Raw genomic sequence first — 19339 nt, forward strand, 5'->3', positions numbered from 1 at the left:
AATAGCTTCCACCGTTTCTTCTTTCTACTGTTTTCCCTTCATCAATGATATAGTATCTCTCACCTACAGCGCAGGCTAAGTTGAAGTTTTGCTCAACCAACAATACCGTAGTATGCTTTCTAATTTCCTGTAAGGCTTTGGCTAGCCTCTCAATAACTACAGGAGCTAAGCCCTTGCTGGGCTCATCAATCAAAATAATCCTATTTTCATTTATTAAGGCCCTGGCGATGGAAAGCATCTGTCGTTGTCCACCACTCAAGGTTTTAGATAAGCGCTTGTAGGCAATCTTTAAGTCTGGAAAAAGGTCTAGAATATAATCCTTTCTATCTAAGGTTTCCTTATCTTCCTTCCACATTGCAATTTTAAGATTTTCTTCTATAGTAAGCTCATCAAAAACCCCATAATCCTCTGGACAATATCCAATACCTTCCTTAGCAATATCATAGGTAGGTCTTCCAACCAAGGATTTGCCCCCAAGTTCAATTTTCCCACTTCTAGTATGAACCAAGCCCATTATAGTCCTTAGTAGAGTGGTTTTTCCAGCACCATTTCTACCCAAGATTACAACGGCTTCTCCCTCGTTAACTTCCATAGATACCCCTTGAAGGATGGTATATAATCCAATATAGGAAACTAAATCATCAATCTTTAGTAGATTCTTCATCTAATATCCCTCCTCCTAAGTAGGCAGCTAATACATCGGGATTTTGAGAAACCTCTTCTGGATCTCCTTCCACCAACAAGCCTCCATTTACCAAAATTATAAGCTTATCCGATAGCTGCTTGACCATATCCATTTTGTGCTCAATAAGAATGATTGTGGTTCCACTTTCCTTTGTTTTATTTAAAATATCAATCATAGTTGGAACCTCTTCTATTGCCATTCCAGCAGTGGGTTCATCTAATAATAAAACCTCTGGCTCAAGGGCCAATACCATACCTAGCTCTAGCTTACGCTGCTCTCCATGACTCAATTGACTGGCAAGCTGATTCTTCTTATCCTTCAGAAGAACCCTTTCTAATATTTCATCGGTCTTTTCATTCAGCTTAGAAAACCTTCTATGATTGGTGAATATCTTATATCCAATATCTTCGTGGGCCTGCATTGCAAGCCTTACGTTTTCATAGGTGGTTAGGGTGGGAAAAACATTTGTTAGCTGAAAAGATCTTCCCATCCCCATTTTCACCCTTTGGATTGGGGACAGACGAGTAATGTCTGTCCCCTTAAAGAATAGTTTTCCTTCAGTTGGTTCTAAAAGACCACTTATTAAATTAAAAAGAGTTGTTTTGCCAGCTCCATTAGGACCAAGGATTGTTGTAAACAAACCCTTCTCAAGGGACAAGCTTACATTGTTCACTGCTTTATGGGCACCAAAGCTAATGGTAAGGTTTTCTGTTCTAATTAAAGCTTCAGCCATTATATACATCCTTTCCTATAAGCTGTAATCGTTATTTATCTCTTTGCATCAGCAGGTACAGCAATGGGAGGTGCAACCTCTTCAGCCGGTATTACTCTTATTAAGGTTGGTACTACATGATCTACTCCTTCAACCTCTTCTAGCTTAATTTCAAACAGTGGCTGCATTGCTTGATGATCTTCTTCTCTAAACCAACGCTTACCTGTTGGACTATCAAATTCCATGCCCCTAAGGGTTTCAATTAACTTTTCGGTATCTGTATCCCCCTCTGTCTTCTCAAGGGCTGTTACAAGGGCCATCGCAGATGCCATACCTCCAGAAGTAAAGATATCTGGTGGGCTATTGTATTTTTCTTGATGCTTTTCAACTAACCACTTGTTTACTGGATTATCAGCTACGCCGTGGTAATATACAGTAAATCCATGCATTCCCACTAGGTCAGTCATCATCTTTAATGCTGCAATTTCAGGTGCTCCTGTGGTAATTTCAATTCCTTCAGATTGTAAGTCTAATTCCATTAACTGACCCCATGGGTTATTAGCTCCTGCCCAAATAACAAATAGGTAGTCAGGCTTTTCTTCTCTAATTCTTAATATAAATGGTGTAAAATCAGTTGTGTCGGCTGGTGGGAATTCTTGTGCAATTAATTCTCCACCCTTAGCTGCAATAGCATCAACAAAAGGTGCCACTCCAGCATGTCCAAAGGCACTATCAGGAGCTAGTGTAGCTACCTTAGCACCGGGCTTTTTATGGGTGATAACCGCTGCCATAGCGTTGGCATCTTGGGCAGTGTTTCTACCAGTACGGAATATGTATCTATTCCAGTTGGCACCAGTTAAGAAGTCAGCAGCAGCTGGCTCTATCATAAGAATCTTTTCATATTCTTCTGCCAAGCCTAGTAATGCAGCTGCATCAGCGGATGAAGCAGGTCCAACTAAAAGATCAACCTTATCTTCGTCTAAAAGCTTTAAAGCTCTTTCTCTAGCAACATCCGGTACAGTTGTTGTATCTTCCCATATAACTTCAATTTTTCTTCCAGCAACCTCCATGGTACCATCAGTTGCATATTCTAAGCCTAGCATAAAGCCACGCTGCATTTGAGTACCATAATCCTGTAGAACACCACTTAAAGAGGTTAATCCACCAATTTTGATTGGATCCTTTGTGTCACCAGCTGTGTCGCCGTTGCTTTCTTTACTGCTACAGCCAGAAACTAAAGATACAATCCCTAGCATAATTACCAATAATAACGATATAGCTTTTCTTTTCAAAACGTTTTCCCCCTTAAAATTCTTATTTTAGTTCCATGCAAAACTATTAAACGCAAACAGTATGCCAACTTTTTTATTTCTTTGATAGAAGTATAATTTTTTAAGTTTTTTGACTTAAATCGTTGAATCCTAAATATTCATAATATAAAGAGAAATACATTAAGTCATGAGTAATTTTTAAGTGAGGCTGTTTAACTTTCAGAAATATGGTTAAATTGTGTATTCATTTCATACACCATGTTTGTTTTTCATACAATCAGCAATAAACCGAACTTCTGAATATTTCTTCCTTTACTAAAAAACACTGATTTTAGAGTATCATCTAAAATTCAGTGTTCTTATTTAAAGGTTAATCACCTAAATAAAGTGTATAGTTTTCATACATTAATCTTATATTTTTCCATTTTATCATAAAGGCTAGATCTCGAAATCCCCAGTTGCTCTGAGGTCTTTAGCTTATTACCCTTATTAAGCCTCAAGACTTTAACAATGGCTTCCCTTTCTACCTCCTCCACAAGGTCACTGAGCTTTTGAATAGGTCCGGATTTAGCAACGACAGATTCCCTTCTAAATAAGTATTGGGGTAAATGCATTGCTAAAATTTCTCCCTCTTCTACTAGGTTCATTGCCCTTTCCAAGACATTCTCTAGTTCTCTAACATTCCCTGGCCAGCTGTATCCCTTTAGAATATCAACGGCTTCCTTTGATATCCTCTTTACATATAGCCCCAGCTTATTTGATAGCTTTTCGATTAGGTTGTTGGTTAAAATCTCAATGTCCTCCAATCGATCCCGTAAGGGGGGCACTTCTAAAGACATAACATTTAACCTATAATATAGGTCTTCTCTAAAATCACCCTCATCTACTAATTGTTTTAAATTTTTGTTGGTGGCAGCAATGATTCTAACATCAATCTTAACTGGATTAGTAGCACCAACCCGTTCAATTTCTTTTTCTTGTAAAACCCGCAAAAGCTTTACCTGCATCTTCATGGGCATGTCGCCTATTTCATCTAAAAAGATACTCCCTTGGTGGGCCAATTGAAACTTTCCGATTTTCCCACCCTTTTTGGCTCCTGTAAAGGCTCCCTCTTCGTAGCCAAATAACTCAGATTCAAGAAGATCTTGAGGGATAGCCCCGCAATTTACTTTGACAAAGGGATGGTGACTTCTTTTGCTGTCATTATGTATAGCATTGGCAAACAGCTCCTTCCCCGTCCCACTTTCCCCGGTAATTAATACCGTCGATCCGGTTTTAGATGCCTTCCTTCCAAACTCCTTAGCCTGGGCCATCTTCTTACTTTTGCCAATAATATTATCCCAGCTAAATTGGGCTCCCTGTATTTGCTTTAAGATTTGTTTATAGTGCTTTATTTCTGTTTGCAACAGCTTATTTTTTACAATAATATTTTGAAACTCTTCAATATTATCAAATAACACCATGCCGAAGCCATAGAGCACATCGTCATCGTCATTTAAAATAGGAATTCTATGGACAATTGCTGTATGACCATTGGCAAAGGTATGCTTCCAAGCAATTTCGGCTTTCTTCGTCTTCATAACTAATGGAAATCTGGAATTGGGGTTTATTTCTATAACATACTTGCCTATGGCCTCCTCTTTAGTCACCTCCAGAAAATTACAAAATTGATCATTAATCATTAATATTCGAGTTTCTTTATCAACCAATATCATAGATACTGGAATTGGATCAAAAATTTTATTAAACCATTCAATGGTATTACCATCAATAATAAGAATTTTCGACTTAATCTCACTAATAATACCTTCTCCACCCTTCATGAATGCACCCCCCCTAAGAAATATTATAGCATATATAAGAATTAAGAATGAAGAGTTAAGAATGGATGAAGAATGAAGAATATAAAAACACTAGAAAAAAAAATGAGAAATATAAAATTATTAACAATAGTAAAAAGCATGATGGATAGTTACCATCATGCCTTCACTATTTTTTGCTTATTTTCTCGTGATCCTTTAAAAACTTTTCTATCCCTGCATCCGTTAAAGGGTGTTTAACCATTTGCTTAAATACACTATAGGGTATTGTGGCTATATCTGCACCTGACTTAGCAGCGTCAATAACATGAAGGTTATGCCTTATGCTGGCAGCCAAAACCTCTGTGGGTATACCATGGCGGGCGAAAATTTCTCCTATATCTCTTATAAGCTGCATTCCTTCTTGTCCAACATCATCTAGTCTCCCTAAAAAGGGACTCACAAAGGTTGCACCTGCCTTAGCAGCCAGGAGTGCCTGAGAGGCAGAAAATACTAAGGTAACATTTGTTTTGATGCCCATTTGAGTTAGTTCCTTTACAGCCTTTAGGCCCTCGTCGGTCATAGGAATTTTTATAACCACATTTTTGTGTATTTGGGCAAGCTCCTTAGCCTCCTGAACCATTTCTTTTCCGATTAAACTAATTACCTCGGCACTTATGGGCCCATCAACTAAATCGGTTATTTCCTTTATAACCTCCTTAAGGTCTCTACCCTCCTTGGCAATTAAAGAGGGGTTTGTTGTTACACCATCCAGTATTCCCCATTGAGAAATTTCTCGAATTTCTTCTATATTGGCGGTATCAATAAAAATCTTCATATTGACCTCCTTTCAAAAATTCAAATTACGAATGTAGAATCAAGAATGTAGAATTGTAAGTAGATATCCCAACTCCTGATTGGTGTTAGGCCCTTAGCTAGGAAGTTGACATGAAATTTCAAAACATTGCTAACAAATTTCTTCCTCAATTCAACATTCAAGATTTAACATTCAACATTGGCCTGATTTAATTTTTTATTTTGAAGAAGCTTCTATTATTTCTTCAATCCAAGTATTTCCCTAGCCTCATCCGGGGTAGCGATATCCCTACCCATTTCTTTGGCTATTCTCACAATTCTTGCTACTAGTTGTGCATTAGACTCTGCCAATTGCCCTTTGTTATAGTAGACATTATCTTCAAAACCTACCCTTACATGTCCTCCTAATATTATAGCCATAACAGCCAAGGGCAATTCATATCTACCTATACCCGCCACAGTCCAAGTTGAATCACTGGGAATTGACCGAACCATATGTAGTAGATCTTCTGGGGTAGCAGGACAAGCCCCTGGGACCCCTAGCACGAAATCAAAATGTAGCGGCCTTTCAACCAATCCTCGTTTGACTAGCTTCATTGCATTTTCAATCATTCCCCGTTCAAAAATTTCAAGCTCTGGTTTTACACCTAATTCCTTCATCCTACGAGCAAATTTCTTCATATATTCCTCTGTATTCATAAATACATCTGGACCAAAATTGCAGGTTCCACAACTTAGGGTTGCCATCTCAGGCTTTAATTCCACAGGCTGTAATCTTTCCTCTGGGCTGTGCCATACAGCTCCACCTGTTGAGGGCTGAAAGATTACATTACACTTAGCTTCAATTTTTTCTTTTATTTCCTTATATACATCATAGGATTGAGTAGGCTTACCCTCTCCGTCCCTTGCATGAACATGGACCATTGCAGCTCCAGCCTGATAGCATTCATAAGCTTCATTAGCGATCTCATCTGGTGTTAACGGTAAGTTGGGCTGTTGCTCTCTAGTTACCTCTGCTCCGGTTAATGCAGCTGTGATTATTAGCTTTTCCATCCTTCTACATCCTTTCTAAACCATAATAATAAAGCTGTATTTATAACTAAATTCTTAGTTTGATACGACACAGGGGAACCGTCCCCCTGTGTTATTGTCCCCCTGTGTTACTTGTTCCTTTGTTTTGCCTTTGGTACCATACAGGTTCCCACAGCTTTACATACTATTATTGGTTCTTCTAAAACATCACAAGCCGATTCATTAATGTCTGGTCTTGGCACAATTACCTTTCTCGCTTCAAAAACCATTTTGCGGGAGGAATTTCCTACATTTATAATCTCTCCCTCCGCTTCAATATAATCTCCAGCGTATACTGGTGCTTTAAATTCTACACTCTCATAGGCCACGAATAATCCTTCATCTCCATCCTGCCTAATAAGGAGCTCTGTTGCGACATCTCCAAACAGCTGAAGCATTTTTGCTCCATCAACCAGATTACCGCCGTAGTGGGCGTCATGAAGACTCATCCTTACACGAATTAATGCTTTCATCAAATACATACCTCCTACTTAATGTTTATGATAATTTTGCTAACATTATTATATCCCTTTAGCTGCTTTCTTTCATGGTATATATTCTATATAAGTTTTAAAAACCCTTCCTTATAAATTAAGCCTTATATGTATAAAAAATACTATATATCACGATTAATCTATTTATTAAAAATGCTATTTTGTTTCCATCTAGTGGCATTTGTCAGAATGTTAAAAAAATAACACTTGCATACTGAGCTATTCAATTGTATAATTATGAAATATAAATATTAGAATTATTCTAATATTTAGAACAATTATAACTCATAGGCAGAGATCAAGATTTTAAGCTTGAAATTATGATGATACTTTAATTTATTTATGATCTTGCTATGGGTTACCATGTTACAGGAGGTGGTTCGTTTAACAGAAGCTTCTATGTTAAAACTAGAACTTATATTAATTAAGGAGGTTAACTATGGCAAACTTAAATGAAACTAAACAAAGAGATCAATGGGGATCACGAATTGGCTTTATTCTAGCAGCAGCTGGTTCTGCAGTTGGTCTTGGTAACATTTGGAAATTCCCTTACTTAGCCGGAGCAAACGGCGGGGGCGCATTCGTAATTGTTTATTTTGCAATCTTAATAGTTCTTGGATTTACATTGATGATGGCAGAGCTTACCCTTGGTCGTCATACACAATTGGGTGCAGTTGGTGCCTTTAGAAAGCTTAGCAAGAAATGGTCATGGGTTGGAGGTTTTGGAGTTCTTGCAGGATTCTTAATACTATCCTTCTATAGTGTTGTTGGTGGATGGGTTATTAAGTATATCGTTGGTGGATTAACCGGTAGCCTTTACACATTGGACTTCGGTAGCTACATCGGAACAACTGCAGAACCAATAGTATATCACGCTGTATTTATGATTTTGACCCTTGTAATCGTACTTGGCGGTATCAGTGGGGGAATCGAGAAGGCAGCTAAGATATTAATGCCAGCTCTATTTGTAATGTTAATCCTTACAATGATTCGTTCATTAACTTTACCTGGTTCCTTTGAAGGAGTTAAATTCCTATTACAACCCGACTTCTCAAAGATTAACGGAGAGGTTATACTCGCCGCCCTAGGTCAAGTATTCTTCTCACTAAGCTTAGGTATGGGCTGTATGGTTACCTATGGTAGCTATTTAAGTAAAGAAGAGAACCTAGTATCAAGCTCAATGTCAATACCTTTACTAGATACAGCGGCTGCTTTAATAGCAGGTTTAGCTATTCTTCCAGCGGTATTTGCATTTAACATGGAGCCAGGAGCTGGACCAGTGTTATTATTCGTAACATTGCCACAGGTATTCCAACAAATGCCTTTAGGATCATTATTCGGTATAGCATTCTTCGTACTAGTGCTATTTGCAGCTTTATCTTCTTCAATTTCTCTACTTGAGGTTGTTGTTACCTACTTCGTTGATGAAAAAAATTGGGATCGTAAGAAATCAACCATTGTAATGTCAGCTTTAATATTCTTAATAGGTATTCCATCTTCATTAGGTATGGGTATTTGGGGACATTTAACTCCAATACTTGAAAATGGTATTATGGACTCAGTTGGCTTTATAACTGATAAGGTTCTTTTACCAATTGGCGCAATGATGCTATTGATTTTTATCGGTTGGGTTTGGGGACTTGACAATGCTAAGAAGGAAGTTACAAACGATGGAAAAATTCCATTTGCATTATTCCCAGTATGGGGCTTCTTAGTTAAGTTTGCTGCACCTGCTGCAATAGCATATATCTTTATTAAAGGATTGCCAATCTGGTAATAATAATCAATATTTAAGCACCGCTTAGGCGGTGCTTTTCTCATATATCCTATTAAATTTAGTATTCGAGTCTATCCATCAAGAAATCAACCTTTGCTTTATTTTCTTCTTGTATCAATAGATTATTATCTAGTATATATTCTGATAGATTGATTTCTGCCAATGCCCTGTGATAATCCTCCCTTGACTCTTCTAGATCAACAGGTTCCCCAGTATCTAAATCCCAAGCCTGGCTAAATTCAAAATCTCCATCCTTGGATATTAAAAATATCCTTTCGTTATCGATATAGGTTCCTCTTTGAATGTGAATTTGAGTGACTACAAATCCTTCTTGAGTGTTTAAAAGATCTTTCCCTACTATTTGAAGATTATCTATATCTAACCCCAACAAATTAGCCATAGTTGGAAAGAAGTCTATCTGCCCACCGGCTATTTCAACCGTCTTACTAACATCACTACCTGGCATATGAATCATAAGGGGTACCCTTAACATTTCATCTTCACGATACTCCTTACCAATAAAAGAAGAGATCTGTGCCGCTTCTTCCTCCTTTTGGGTCTTTAGTCCATGGTGATCCCCATAAAAGACAATTACTGTATCTTCATACAATCCAGCTTCCTTTAGATCTTCAATCAATTCCCCTATAGCCTTATCTAGATAGTGAACCGTTTGAAAATAATCAGCTAGAACTGTACCTGCATATTCTCCCTCAATTTTAAGTCCTTTATGGCTATCCTCCATATGAAAGGGATAGTGGGAGGTTAAGGTGATCATAAAGGCATAAAAGGGGTTCTCTCGATCCTTCAGAATCGGTATTGCCTGTTTAAAAAGAGAGCGATCACTTAATCCCATACCGATGATTTCATCCTGTTGAAGACTTTCTATGCTAATAAACTCATCGAAGCCTACAAAAGGGTACATATCCCTTCTATTCCAAAATTCAGCCGTGTTTCCGTGAAAGGCTAGAGTGTCATATCCCTCTTCCTTAAGGAGCTTAGGCAGGGTCATTAGATCCTTGCCTTCGTACTTTTTGTAGCTAAAGGCTCTGGTAGAGGAATGAAGCCCACTATGGGATACAAATTCGGCATCTGAGGTGTTCCCCCAGCCCACCTGCTCATAGTATTTTGGGAAAAATATTGAGTTATCACTGATTAGCTGATTCAACACGGGGGTTATCCATTGTCCTTCAATCTGCCTACCAATCATAAAGCTTTGAAAGGATTCAGCTTGGATTACAATAACGTTTTTTCCTTCTATTAAGCCCGTAAGCTCTTTGTCCTCCCTGCTCCCTTCTTCAGTGATGATTTCCTGTAGGTTATTAACCTCTTCAGCCTCCACCGTTGGCGGTAAAAATTGATATATCAAATCAAAAACATGGTAATTAATCATCCCTAGATTATATGGTGTACGCAAAACATCATCCCTACCTCTGAGGGTAGCATGTCCAGTTACAGTTGTAATAGTTAATAACAAAATTAATCCAAAGATTAATATTGGCTTAACCCTTCTTGGGGGATAGTATATGGTTTTTCTTTTGTAACGGAAAAATAAAAATGCAAAATCTATAAAATATAATAGATAATATAGCTTCATCAAGCTTTTTACACTACTGGATACTCCAGTTAAATGTCCAATTTGGTACACCACATGAACTGGCATGAGGGTATAAAAGTGACTATAGTACAGGCTGTTTATGAAAAAAAGAAGGGATAGAACAAAATGTACTATCATAAAACCCCTTAATCTAACCTTGTTATTAAACAAATACACTATAAGATATATAGAGAAAATAGATAATCCATTAAACAAAGTAATGGGAAGGTAGTTTCTTTCAATCCCTATAAAGCCATGAAAGATTAATAGCTTGATTAATGATAGTGTAAGAAATAAAAATAAATCCTTGCTCATTATATTTTTTTTATCTGTATAGTTTGAAATCATTATAATCTCCCCTTAAGATGTGATCCCCCCTTTCATTTTAACATAAATAATATTTTAACTATATTAAGTTTTTGTTTCAATTAATTCCTTTTTATTTTTTTTCTGTCAAAAAACTCCAATATCTTACAGGCATACACCGCTTTTGTAGCCTCGGGTTCCTTCTCTCTTTGATGGCTATGCTTTGGTAATATTCCTTCCATAGCTGCTGATATAAATATTCTTCTTTCCCAACGGGAGGCGCAGGCAAATCTATAGGAGTAATAATCCATTCCTTTAAATCATAAACTACTGCTATGCATCTTTTGGTATCATGAATCATCCATTTCTGATCAGACATCCTCTGGGCAAAATGATTGGCCATTAATGCAATGATGTTATGATCAGGGGCAAGGGGTGCATAATATAAATCATTCTCCACCAGTTGAAATCTAAGGAGGCCTAGCATTCGATGTTTTTCAGAGGCTACCTGTTGATTGATTTTATCCATCCTTAAAACCCAATCATCCATTAGGTTTAAATCAACCTTATTACCAATTTTAAAGCCCAACCTAAGATAGTGATAAATAACAGTTGGCGCCTCCATTACCTCTGACAAAAATACATGGTATACCTTTTTTAAAGCATTGGTAGATATCTTATTCTTAATTCCTGCATAAACCTTATCGGATTTAATTTCATCTGTTTCTATAAATATAGGCCTATCGATTAAATTTTCTACATAATCATCCATAGCAACTATTTTATCTGGTTTTTCCTTATTGTAATAGCTTTCGTAGATGGCTGTCAGGAAGCCCTCGAAGCTACCATCAAAAACATAGATAACCATAGTTAATACACCTCCACTTAAAACAAATTAAGAATGAAATTTAGAATGTAGAATGATAAAACCCTTATAGATAATTAGTAATGAGTAATTAGTAAATAGAAATTAAATAACATAAAGGCATAAAAATATTTTACCTATTCCTTATCCGTATTACCTATTAGCTATTAACTATTACCTGCTTTTAACTATTCCCTTTACATTTTTCACTTTATCTTCTTTCTTAGTTCTTCATTCTTAATACTTCATTGCCTTTACTACAGCTCTCCCGTAATAATAGAGTTAACATTTTCCCTGATAGCTGGCATAGTCAAGAAGGACAACTGAATTTCATTGGTTTCCGTAGGCTCTTTTAGGGGCTTTTCTGTTAAGGATAACCTTATGAGTTTTTCTCTAAAGCCTACGTCACTATAATACTTTCCTTGACAGGTAATAAAGTATTTGGCTCTTTTCAATACCACTCCAATTTTCTTTAGTCCATCATAGGTTATGGGTGCCATTTTACGGGCAGTAATGATCCTTAATGCCGATTTAACTCCTATACCAGGAACCCTTAAGAGGGTTTCATATTCTGCCTTATTCACTTCTACTGGGAATAACTTCATATTTCTTAAGGCCCAGTCACATTTTGGATCCAACAGTTGATCAAAATTTGGTTGCGCTTCATCCAAGAGTTCATCAGCATCAAAGCCATAAAATCGAAGAAGCCAATCAGCTTGATATAGGCGATGCTCCCTTAAAGTAGGGGGATTCGTAATACTGGGGAGGTTGGGATGGTTGACTATAGGAACATATGCCGAGTAATATACCCTTTTCAGATGAAATCGATTATAAAGCCCCTCTGAAAGCTTTAATATTCTGTAATCATGATCCTGAGTTGCCCCCACGATTAATTGAGTGCTTTGACCTGCAGGAACAAAGGAGGGTGCATTTCGAAAGATTCGCCTTTCTTCCTTTCTTTGAATGATTTGCCTATCAATAAGCCCCATGGGTTTAATAAGGGCTTCCTTCTTTTTTTCAGGAGCTAAGAGCTTTAATCCCTCGTCACTGGGGAGTTCTATATTCACACTCATACGGTCCACCACCTCTCCAGTAGCCTCTATTAAACGACCGTCTGCTCCTGGGATGGCCTTAACGTGAATATAACCATTAAAGTTATAATTCTCCCTCAAAAGGGTGACGGTCTTTAATAGAAGCTCCATAGTATGGTTGGGGTTTTTCATGATGGCAGCACTAAGGAACAAGCCTTCGATGTAATTCCGCCTATAGAAATTGATTGTTAACTCTGCAATTTCCTTTGGTGTAAAGGCAGCTCTAGGTATGCTGTTGGAAACCCGATTTACGCAGTAGGCACAGTCATATACACAATAATTTGTCATTAGAATTTTTAATAAAGAAATACATCTACCGTCATCTGACCAGCTATGGCAAATACCACTGACTGCGGCATTTCCAATCCCTCCAGCCTTGTTTTTCCTTTCGCTGCCACTGGAGGAACAGGATACATCATACTTTGCAGCATCAGCAAGAATCTTTAATTTATCCAAAATATCCATGATAAAACCCCCAATAATTAATGGTGAATGATAAATGTTAAATGTTGAATTGATGTTGAAATTTCCACTTGGAAATTTATTTTGATATATCCTTAAAGTCTATGGAAAAAGTATCATTCTTAATTCTTGTTTTCTAAGATTTTTCATTAATAGCTTCGATGTTTCGAAGCAACCTAAATTCAACATTCAACATTCAACATTCAACATTTAACATTTTGCCTTTAACTTTTTGCTCTTATTTGTCTTCATCTAATTTTATCATAAATAACATAAAAATCAAACATTTGTTCGCTTTTCTTCTAGCTTTTGCATCATAGCGCCATCCTATTCATTTACCAAATTCTTTCCAATCAAAAAGAAAGCAGGAGAACCGTCAGACTGCTTCCTTTTACAACAAACTATTGCTCATCTACTTATTCTCAGACTTTAATCTTCCCATTCTTTTCTCCAGTTCATTATATATTTCCTCTAGGCCAATCTCCTTCTGATTTAGCAATACCAAGAGGTGATAGATTAAATCAGCCCCCTCATAGATAAGTTCGTCTTTATTGGGGTTTTTGGAAGCAATGATCACCTCCGTTGCCTCCTCCCCTAATTTCTTTAAAATTTTGTCTATACCCATTTCGAATAGGTAGCAGGTGTAGGAGCCTTCCCGTGGGTTTTCTTTCCTTTTTGTAATGATTTCATATAATCGATCTAATATTTTGTAGCCTTGAGGAATTTCACCTTTTATAAGCTTATTAAAAAAGCAGCTATACTCTCCCGTATGACAAGCATTACCCTCTTGATAAACCTGAATAAGCAAAGCATCACCATCACAATCATAGGAAAGATCCTGAACTGTCTGATATGAACCAGAGGTCTTTCCTTTATTCCAAAGTCCCCCTCTGCTCCTACTCCAAAACCAAGTTGTTTTTGATTCTAGGGTTTTTTCTAAGGACTCCTGATTCATGTAGGCCAGCATTAATACCTCTTTAGATTGATAATCTTGAATAATAGCTGGAATAAGACCATCATTATTATATTTTAAATTCTTTATATCTAACATATATATCCCTCTATTCAGTAGAAATTTCTACAGTTATTTAACGGTTTAATTCTTGGTTATTGAGTGGTCTTGCAAATATTGTATCTGTTATGAATGGAATATTTTTCTTTGAACCCCTTACACAACGAGAACCGTCCCTATTGTGCAGTAGTCCTTACCTCCACTCCCATAGTTCTTAGGTATTCCTTTAATTGGGGTATGGATACCTCTTTAAAATGAAAAAGGGAAGCTGCAAGGGCGGCATCGGCACCTCCAATGGTGAATACGTCTAAAAAATCCTTATAGGCACCTGCACCTCCAGAGGCTATTACGGGTATATTTACCGCAGCTGATATCTCTTTAATAATATCAACATCATAGCCTTCTTTTGTTCCATCCCGGTCCATGCTGGTAAGGAGTATTTCTCCTGCACCTAGGGCTTCCAAATCCTTAGCCCAACCAATGGCCTCAATACCAGTGTTAAATCTACCACCCCTTGTATATACATAATGGAGTCCATCCCTATGGGCCTTTACATCTACTGCTGCCACCACTGCTTGACTACCGAATACCCTACTGCATTCCTTAATTAGATTGGGGTTTTCTACGGCTGCAGAATTGATGGATACCTTGTCAGCCCCAGCCCTTAAAACCTCTCTAAAATCCTCCACTGATTTAACACCCCCTCCAACGGTAAGGGGTATAAAAACCTCCTCTGCTGCCCCCTTAATAACATCCAACATGATATTTCTGCCTTGGTGGGTGGCGGTAATATCCAAAAAAACAATCTCATCTGCCCCCAGGTTATTGTATTCCCTTGCTATAGCAACAGGATCTCCAGCATCTATAAGGTTTACAAAATTTACCCCCTTAACAACCCTTCCATTGCTGATATCTAAGCAGGGAATGATTCTTTTGGCTAGCATGATATCACCTCATTGGCTTTCATTAGGTCTATTTTCCCTTCATATAGTGCCTTGCCAATGATTACCCCATCGGCACCAATGTCCTTTAGTCTAGTTATATCCTCTAGGCTTGCTACTCCTCCAGATGCTACCACCTTGATATCTACCATCTTTTTAATTTCTTCAAGCTCTTTGAAGTTGGGCCCCATCAGCATTCCATCACGATTTATATCGGTATATATTACTTCTTCAACCCCCAATTGGGCCAATTCCTTTATTAGATCAATAGCCTTTATTGTACTGTTTTTTATCCAACCCTCAGATGTAGCATAGCCTCCTCTGGCATCCACCGACACCAACACTCTATTGCCAAAATCCTTTATACTTCTAGCCAGTAAAGCTTTATCCTGAAGGGCCTTGGTTCCTATAATCACCCTTGCTACCCCTGCAGTTAGGTAGTCAGAAAAGGTATCATAACTTCTAATGCCCCCACCAACCTGAATAGGAAGCTTCGATTCCCTTAGGATCTCCATGATGATTTCTTGATTCTTGGGACTTCCCTCAAAAGCCCCATCAAGGTCAACAATGTGAAGATAGGTTGAGCCTTTATTTTCCCAAAGCCTGGCGGCCTCTATTGGGGTGTTAAAATATACCTTTTCATCCTTAGCATCCCCCTTAATCAACCGAACGCACTTTCCGCCTTTTATATCAATTGCTGTATATAGTATCATTCAATCCCCCTCCTGAAGTTATTTAGTATTCTTAATCCAACTTCCCCACTTTTTTCAGGATGAAACTGCAAACCAAAGATTTTGTTTTTTTCAACCGCAGCAGGAATTCTAATCCCATAGCTGGTTTCTCCTTTAATAACCTCTTCGGCAGCTTCCTTTATGTAATAGGAGTGTACAAAATATACGCACTCTTCTTGGGTAATTCCTTCCAGAAGCTTACCTCGATCCTTGATTTGCAAAGTGTTCCATCCCATATGGGGAACCTTTACTGACGGGGGTATTTTAACTACCTCCCCCTGTAGAAGGGATAAGCCGGCTACCTCTTCTATCTCATAGCCCCGTTCGAATAAAAGCTGCATTCCCAGGCATATTCCTAGGATAGCCTTTCCCTCTGCAGCATGCTTCTTAAGAATCTCAGTAAAGCCCTTTTGGTTAAGATTTTCCATAGCATCATAAAAGGCACCAACTCCGGGAATTATTATGGCCTTAGCCCTCGATAGAAGTTTGGGACAATTGGTTGTTATTGTATCCATCCCAATTAATTGGAGAGCCTTTTCAACACTTCTTAAATTACCCATTCCATAATCTAAAATTGTCACCATTTAAGCTGCCTCCTCTATAATGTTCCCTTGGTGGATAACACACCTTTAATGGTTGGATCCACTGTTGTAGCTTCCCTCAAAGCCCTTCCAAAGGCTTTAAAAATTGTTTCAATCATATGATGATTGTTTTTCCCATAAAGACTTCTTATATGAAGGGTGATGGCCGATGACATGGCTAAAGCTCTAAAAAACTCCTCCACCAGCTCCACCTCAAATTCACCAACCCTTTCCCCTCTATAGGCTACATCGAAATGCAAATAGGGTCTTCCACTAAAATCTATAGAAACCATAGAAAGGGCATCATCCATGGGGGTAAAAATTGTTGAATATCTCTTTATTCCTTTTTTATCTCCCAAGGATTCCAAGAGGCCCCTCCCCAGCAAGAGTCCAACGTCCTCTATGGTGTGATGATCATCTACATGTAGATCCCCTTCAGCTTTGATATTTATTTGTAGTTGCCCATGCTTTGCCACCTGCTGCAGCATATGATCAAAAAAACCGATGCCGGTATCAATGCTGCCGGTTTCTCCTTCGTCAAACTTTAAGGAGACCTCAATATTTGTTTCATTTGTTCTTCTGCTGCCTGAAAACTCTCTCATAGCATCCTCCTATTTAGGAAATTTTCTAATAAAAATTTCTACCCTCATTCAACATTTAACATTTCTTTAATACTTAAGATTTAAGATAATTCGTTAATTTGTCATACAACTCCCAAATAGTATAATGAAGTTTGCTTTTAAATTTTAATTTCAATTTTTAACTTTCAACTTTAAATTTTTAATGTATTCATCCATTCCTTTAGGCTACCTATAAAGGCTCGATTTTCTTCCTTGGTACCTACCGTTACCCTTAAGCAGTTGGCTAAGGATCCTCCCTCATTAAAATGCCTTATAAATATCCCCTTTGATTGGAGGTAATTATATAACTCCTTAGCACCCTTCAGGCGAATCAGAAGAAAATTACCGTAGCTATTGAAGACCTCCACACCGGGAAAACTCCCTAGAGCCTTTGTTAACCACAGACGTTCCTCTAAAATTTCTTCTATCGACGGTTGAAAGATTTCTTTATTTTGTAGACAGATAATGGCTGCTTGTTGGTCTAGTACACTCAAATTGTAGGGAGGCTTTACCTTTTTTAAAATTCCTATAATCTCCTTTGAAGCCACACCATAACCAACCCTAGCTCCAGCTAAGCCATAGGCCTTAGATAGGGTTCTCAGAACCACTAGCTTTGGATAATATGGAACCAGATCCATAACGGTTCTACCAGAAAACTCATAATAGGCCTCATCTATAACCACAATTCCTTTAAAATTCTCTAATAGCTTAATAATGTGCTCTCGATCCACCATTCCCCCGGTGGGATTATTGGGGTTTGAGATAAAGATCAACTTAGGTTCTTCTTTGTTAACCCTTTTTATGAATTTATAAAAGTCAAAGCTAAAGAATTCTCCCATATCCACCTGAATGGTTTCCCCTCCAGCAATACCGTTGGATATACCATACATGGAGAAGGTGGGAGCTGGTGTTACAATCTTGTCTCCTTCATTTATAAAGGCTTGAATCATCATCAAAATTAATTGGTCAGACCCACTGCCTACTATTACACATTCCTCATTAATCCAATTATCAGCAGCAATCTTCTTCTTTAATACCTTTGCTTCTGGATCGGGATATCTACTGATGTCTAACGCCATAATGGCCTCAGCTATTTTGTCATTTAGCTTAAAGGCAAGATTTCTATTTTCATTGGCATCCAGAGGGATTCCCTTTATTTTGGAATCGGCTGCATAGGGTGTAACCTTCCTTAAACTTCTTTTTGCTAAACTCTCAACCATTTTCCTGAAACCTCACTTTAATTGCATTTTTGTGGGCCGTTAAAGCTTCCTGTTGAGCCATCACCATAATCTCATCCTTAACCTCCTCCAATGCTCCCTTAGAATAATAAATAATGCTGGATTTCTTTACAAAATCATTAACCGACAGGGGCGAAGAAAACCTTGCTGTACCATTGGTGGGTAAAACGTGATTGGGTCCTGCTATGTAATCCCCCAAGGCTTCTGGAGAATATTTCCCTAAAAAAATTGCCCCGGCATTTTTTACATAGGATAGCCATTGAAATGGATCCTCTACACATATTTCAAGGTGTTCGGGAGCGATGCCATTGGATAACCAAAAGGCCTCCTCTAGGGTTTCCACCAAAATAATCTCACCATTGTTGATGATAGACTCCCTAGCGATTTCCTTCCTCTCTAAAGCCTCCAGCTGCCTCATCACCTCTTCTTCAATCCTTGTGGCCAGTTCTTCATCGTTGGTTATACAAATGGCTGAGGCTAATACATCATGCTCTGCTTGGGACAAAAGATCGGCAGCAACATAAACAGGATTGGCTTTTTTATCAGCAATAACCAATACTTCACTGGGTCCAGCAACCATATCAATATCCACCTGACCATAGACAAGAGCCTTTGCAGTAGCAACATATATATTGCCGGGACCTACAATTTTGTCTACAGCCTTCACCGTTGGAGTTCCATAGGCAAGGGCGGCGATGGCTTGGGCTCCTCCTATTCGATAAATCTCGGTAATTCCCAACTCCTTAGCTGCAGCCAGCACCCCAGCATTCACTTCTCCATTGGCCATTGGGGGTGTTACCATAGCCACTTCTTTAACCCTGGCAACCAAAGGGGGTATTCCATTCATCAAAACCGATGAGGGGTAAGCAGCTGTACCCCCTGGCACATAAATACCGGTCCTATTGATGGGAGTCACCCTCTGGCCCAAAATTACACCCTCCACATCTGATGTAAACCAGGATTTTTCCCTTTGCTTTTCATGAAAGCTGCTGATATTTTTAATGGCCTTCCTTAATGCCTTCTTAAAATCACCATCCACCCTACTCCAACCTTCATCTATTTCTGATTGACTGACCCTTATACCCACTACATCAAGATCAATGGAATCATACCTTAAGGTAGTGGTTTTAAGGCCTTCATCCCCTTTGTTTACTACCTCTGCTATGATGCCTTCTACTGCATCCCTATAACCTTGGGTTCCCATTTTCCTTTTAGCCTCTATATTATTTAAAACCTTTGTAAGATTATTTTTTCTACCATCTGTGATCCTCAT

18 protein-coding genes are annotated in these 19339 nt (G+C 38.2%); 1 reads left to right on the forward strand and 17 read right to left on the reverse strand.

Going from position 1 to position 19339, the window contains the following annotated elements; genetic code table 11:
• The 7 genes from F8153_RS01970 to kal form a co-directional block, all read right to left on the reverse strand.
• On the reverse strand, window positions 1-664 hold a 664-nt coding region (locus F8153_RS01970; RefSeq protein ID WP_151864674.1), incomplete at its 3' end, for a branched-chain amino acid ABC transporter ATP-binding protein.
• Window positions 642-1418, reverse strand: a complete 777-nt coding sequence (locus F8153_RS01975) for an ABC transporter ATP-binding protein (protein ID WP_151864675.1) — start codon at window positions 1416-1418, stop codon at window positions 642-644. The genes F8153_RS01975 and F8153_RS01970, both read right to left, overlap by 23 nt.
• A gap of 35 nt (window positions 1419-1453) precedes the next feature.
• On the reverse strand, window positions 1454-2689 hold the full coding sequence (locus tag F8153_RS01980; RefSeq protein ID WP_151864676.1) for a substrate-binding domain-containing protein: 1236 nt from the start codon (window positions 2687-2689) through the stop codon (window positions 1454-1456).
• 377 nt (window positions 2690-3066) lie between these two features.
• Entirely contained in the window at window positions 3067-4491 is a 1425-nt protein-coding gene (locus F8153_RS01985; protein ID WP_151864677.1) for a sigma-54 interaction domain-containing protein, read from the reverse strand.
• Between the two features lie 166 nt (window positions 4492-4657).
• Window positions 4658-5305: a fructose-6-phosphate aldolase gene (fsa, locus tag F8153_RS01990; protein ID WP_151864678.1), complete on the reverse strand. Its 648-nt coding sequence runs from the start codon at window positions 5303-5305 to the stop codon at window positions 4658-4660.
• A gap of 215 nt (window positions 5306-5520) precedes the next feature.
• Window positions 5521-6336, reverse strand: coding sequence for a 3-keto-5-aminohexanoate cleavage enzyme (gene kce, locus F8153_RS01995; protein ID WP_151864679.1), 816 nt, complete (start codon window positions 6334-6336; stop codon window positions 5521-5523).
• Window positions 6337-6443: 107 nt separating this feature from the next.
• Window positions 6444-6827: a 3-aminobutyryl-CoA ammonia lyase gene (kal, locus tag F8153_RS02000; RefSeq protein ID WP_151864703.1), complete on the reverse strand. Its 384-nt coding sequence runs from the start codon at window positions 6825-6827 to the stop codon at window positions 6444-6446.
• Between the two features lie 460 nt (window positions 6828-7287).
• Here kal and F8153_RS02005 point away from each other — a divergent pair, with 460 nt between their 5' ends.
• Entirely contained in the window at window positions 7288-8625 is a 1338-nt protein-coding gene (locus tag F8153_RS02005) for a sodium-dependent transporter (RefSeq protein ID WP_151864680.1), read from the forward strand.
• A 58-nt stretch (window positions 8626-8683) separates the two neighbouring features.
• Here F8153_RS02005 and F8153_RS02010 read toward each other — a convergent pair whose 3' ends face one another.
• From F8153_RS02010 to hisD, 10 genes are all read right to left on the reverse strand, one after another.
• Complete coding sequence (locus F8153_RS02010) at window positions 8684-10567, reverse strand: LTA synthase family protein (RefSeq protein WP_151864681.1); 1884 nt, start codon at window positions 10565-10567, stop codon at window positions 8684-8686.
• Window positions 10568-10658: 91 nt separating this feature from the next.
• The gene (locus tag F8153_RS02015) at window positions 10659-11393 is read right to left on the reverse strand and encodes a TIGR03915 family putative DNA repair protein (protein ID WP_151864682.1); all 735 of its coding nucleotides are present in this window, start codon (window positions 11391-11393) and stop codon (window positions 10659-10661) included.
• A 254-nt stretch (window positions 11394-11647) separates the two neighbouring features.
• Entirely contained in the window at window positions 11648-12946 is a 1299-nt protein-coding gene (locus F8153_RS02020) for a putative DNA modification/repair radical SAM protein (RefSeq protein WP_151864683.1), read from the reverse strand.
• Between the two features lie 409 nt (window positions 12947-13355).
• On the reverse strand, window positions 13356-13994 hold the full coding sequence (hisIE, locus tag F8153_RS02025) for a bifunctional phosphoribosyl-AMP cyclohydrolase/phosphoribosyl-ATP diphosphatase HisIE (RefSeq protein ID WP_151864684.1): 639 nt from the start codon (window positions 13992-13994) through the stop codon (window positions 13356-13358).
• 137 nt (window positions 13995-14131) lie between these two features.
• The gene (gene hisF / locus F8153_RS02030; protein ID WP_151864685.1) at window positions 14132-14899 is read right to left on the reverse strand and encodes an imidazole glycerol phosphate synthase subunit HisF; all 768 of its coding nucleotides are present in this window, start codon (window positions 14897-14899) and stop codon (window positions 14132-14134) included.
• On the reverse strand, window positions 14893-15609 hold the full coding sequence (hisA, locus tag F8153_RS02035) for a 1-(5-phosphoribosyl)-5-[(5-phosphoribosylamino)methylideneamino]imidazole-4-carboxamide isomerase (RefSeq protein ID WP_151864686.1): 717 nt from the start codon (window positions 15607-15609) through the stop codon (window positions 14893-14895). The genes hisF and hisA overlap by 7 nt, the downstream gene beginning before the upstream one ends.
• Window positions 15606-16211 (reverse strand): imidazole glycerol phosphate synthase subunit HisH, encoded by a 606-nt coding sequence (gene hisH / locus F8153_RS02040; RefSeq protein WP_151864687.1) that lies wholly within the window; start codon window positions 16209-16211, stop codon window positions 15606-15608. Before hisH ends, hisA begins: the two co-directional genes overlap by 4 nt.
• Window positions 16212-16225: 14 nt before the next feature.
• Window positions 16226-16810: an imidazoleglycerol-phosphate dehydratase HisB gene (gene hisB / locus F8153_RS02045; RefSeq protein ID WP_151864688.1), complete on the reverse strand. Its 585-nt coding sequence runs from the start codon at window positions 16808-16810 to the stop codon at window positions 16226-16228.
• Between the two features lie 170 nt (window positions 16811-16980).
• Complete coding sequence (gene hisC / locus F8153_RS02050; protein ID WP_151864689.1) at window positions 16981-18048, reverse strand: histidinol-phosphate transaminase; 1068 nt, start codon at window positions 18046-18048, stop codon at window positions 16981-16983.
• Window positions 18041-19339 (reverse strand): histidinol dehydrogenase, encoded by a 1299-nt coding sequence (hisD, locus tag F8153_RS02055; protein ID WP_151864690.1) that lies wholly within the window; start codon window positions 19337-19339, stop codon window positions 18041-18043. Before hisD ends, hisC begins: the two co-directional genes overlap by 8 nt.

It is taken from the genome of Alkaliphilus serpentinus (assembly GCF_009017255.1).
In the GTDB taxonomy this organism is placed as follows: domain Bacteria; phylum Bacillota; class Clostridia; order Peptostreptococcales; family Natronincolaceae; genus Alkaliphilus_D; species Alkaliphilus_D serpentinus.

What these genes read in the sequence shown, in the direction of transcription:
- F8153_RS01975 (WP_151864675.1), bottom strand. Translation starts at nt 1,418, where the DNA reads ATGGCTGAAGCTTTAATTAGAACAGAAAACCTTACCATTAGCTTTGGT.
- F8153_RS01985 (WP_151864677.1), bottom strand. Translation starts at nt 4,491, where the DNA reads ATGAAGGGTGGAGAAGGTATTATTAGTGAGATTAAGTCGAAAATTCTT.
- fsa (WP_151864678.1), bottom strand. Translation starts at nt 5,305, where the DNA reads ATGAAGATTTTTATTGATACCGCCAATATAGAAGAAATTCGAGAAATT.
- kce (WP_151864679.1), bottom strand. Translation starts at nt 6,336, where the DNA reads ATGGAAAAGCTAATAATCACAGCTGCATTAACCGGAGCAGAGGTAACT.
- kal (WP_151864703.1), bottom strand. Translation starts at nt 6,827, where the DNA reads ATGAAAGCATTAATTCGTGTAAGGATGAGTCTTCATGACGCCCACTAC.
- F8153_RS02005 (WP_151864680.1), top strand. Translation starts at nt 7,288, where the DNA reads ATGGCAAACTTAAATGAAACTAAACAAAGAGATCAATGGGGATCACGA.
- F8153_RS02010 (WP_151864681.1), bottom strand. Translation starts at nt 10,567, where the DNA reads ATGATTTCAAACTATACAGATAAAAAAAATATAATGAGCAAGGATTTA.
- F8153_RS02015 (WP_151864682.1), bottom strand. Translation starts at nt 11,393, where the DNA reads ATGGTTATCTATGTTTTTGATGGTAGCTTCGAGGGCTTCCTGACAGCC.
- F8153_RS02020 (WP_151864683.1), bottom strand. Translation starts at nt 12,946, where the DNA reads ATGGATATTTTGGATAAATTAAAGATTCTTGCTGATGCTGCAAAGTAT.
- hisIE (WP_151864684.1), bottom strand. Translation starts at nt 13,994, where the DNA reads ATGTTAGATATAAAGAATTTAAAATATAATAATGATGGTCTTATTCCA.
- hisF (WP_151864685.1), bottom strand. Translation starts at nt 14,899, where the DNA reads ATGCTAGCCAAAAGAATCATTCCCTGCTTAGATATCAGCAATGGAAGG.
- hisA (WP_151864686.1), bottom strand. Translation starts at nt 15,609, where the DNA reads ATGATACTATATACAGCAATTGATATAAAAGGCGGAAAGTGCGTTCGG.
- hisH (WP_151864687.1), bottom strand. Translation starts at nt 16,211, where the DNA reads ATGGTGACAATTTTAGATTATGGAATGGGTAATTTAAGAAGTGTTGAA.
- hisB (WP_151864688.1), bottom strand. Translation starts at nt 16,810, where the DNA reads ATGAGAGAGTTTTCAGGCAGCAGAAGAACAAATGAAACAAATATTGAG.
- hisC (WP_151864689.1), bottom strand. Translation starts at nt 18,048, where the DNA reads ATGGTTGAGAGTTTAGCAAAAAGAAGTTTAAGGAAGGTTACACCCTAT.
- hisD (WP_151864690.1), bottom strand. Translation starts at nt 19,339, where the DNA reads ATGAGGATCACAGATGGTAGAAAAAATAATCTTACAAAGGTTTTAAAT.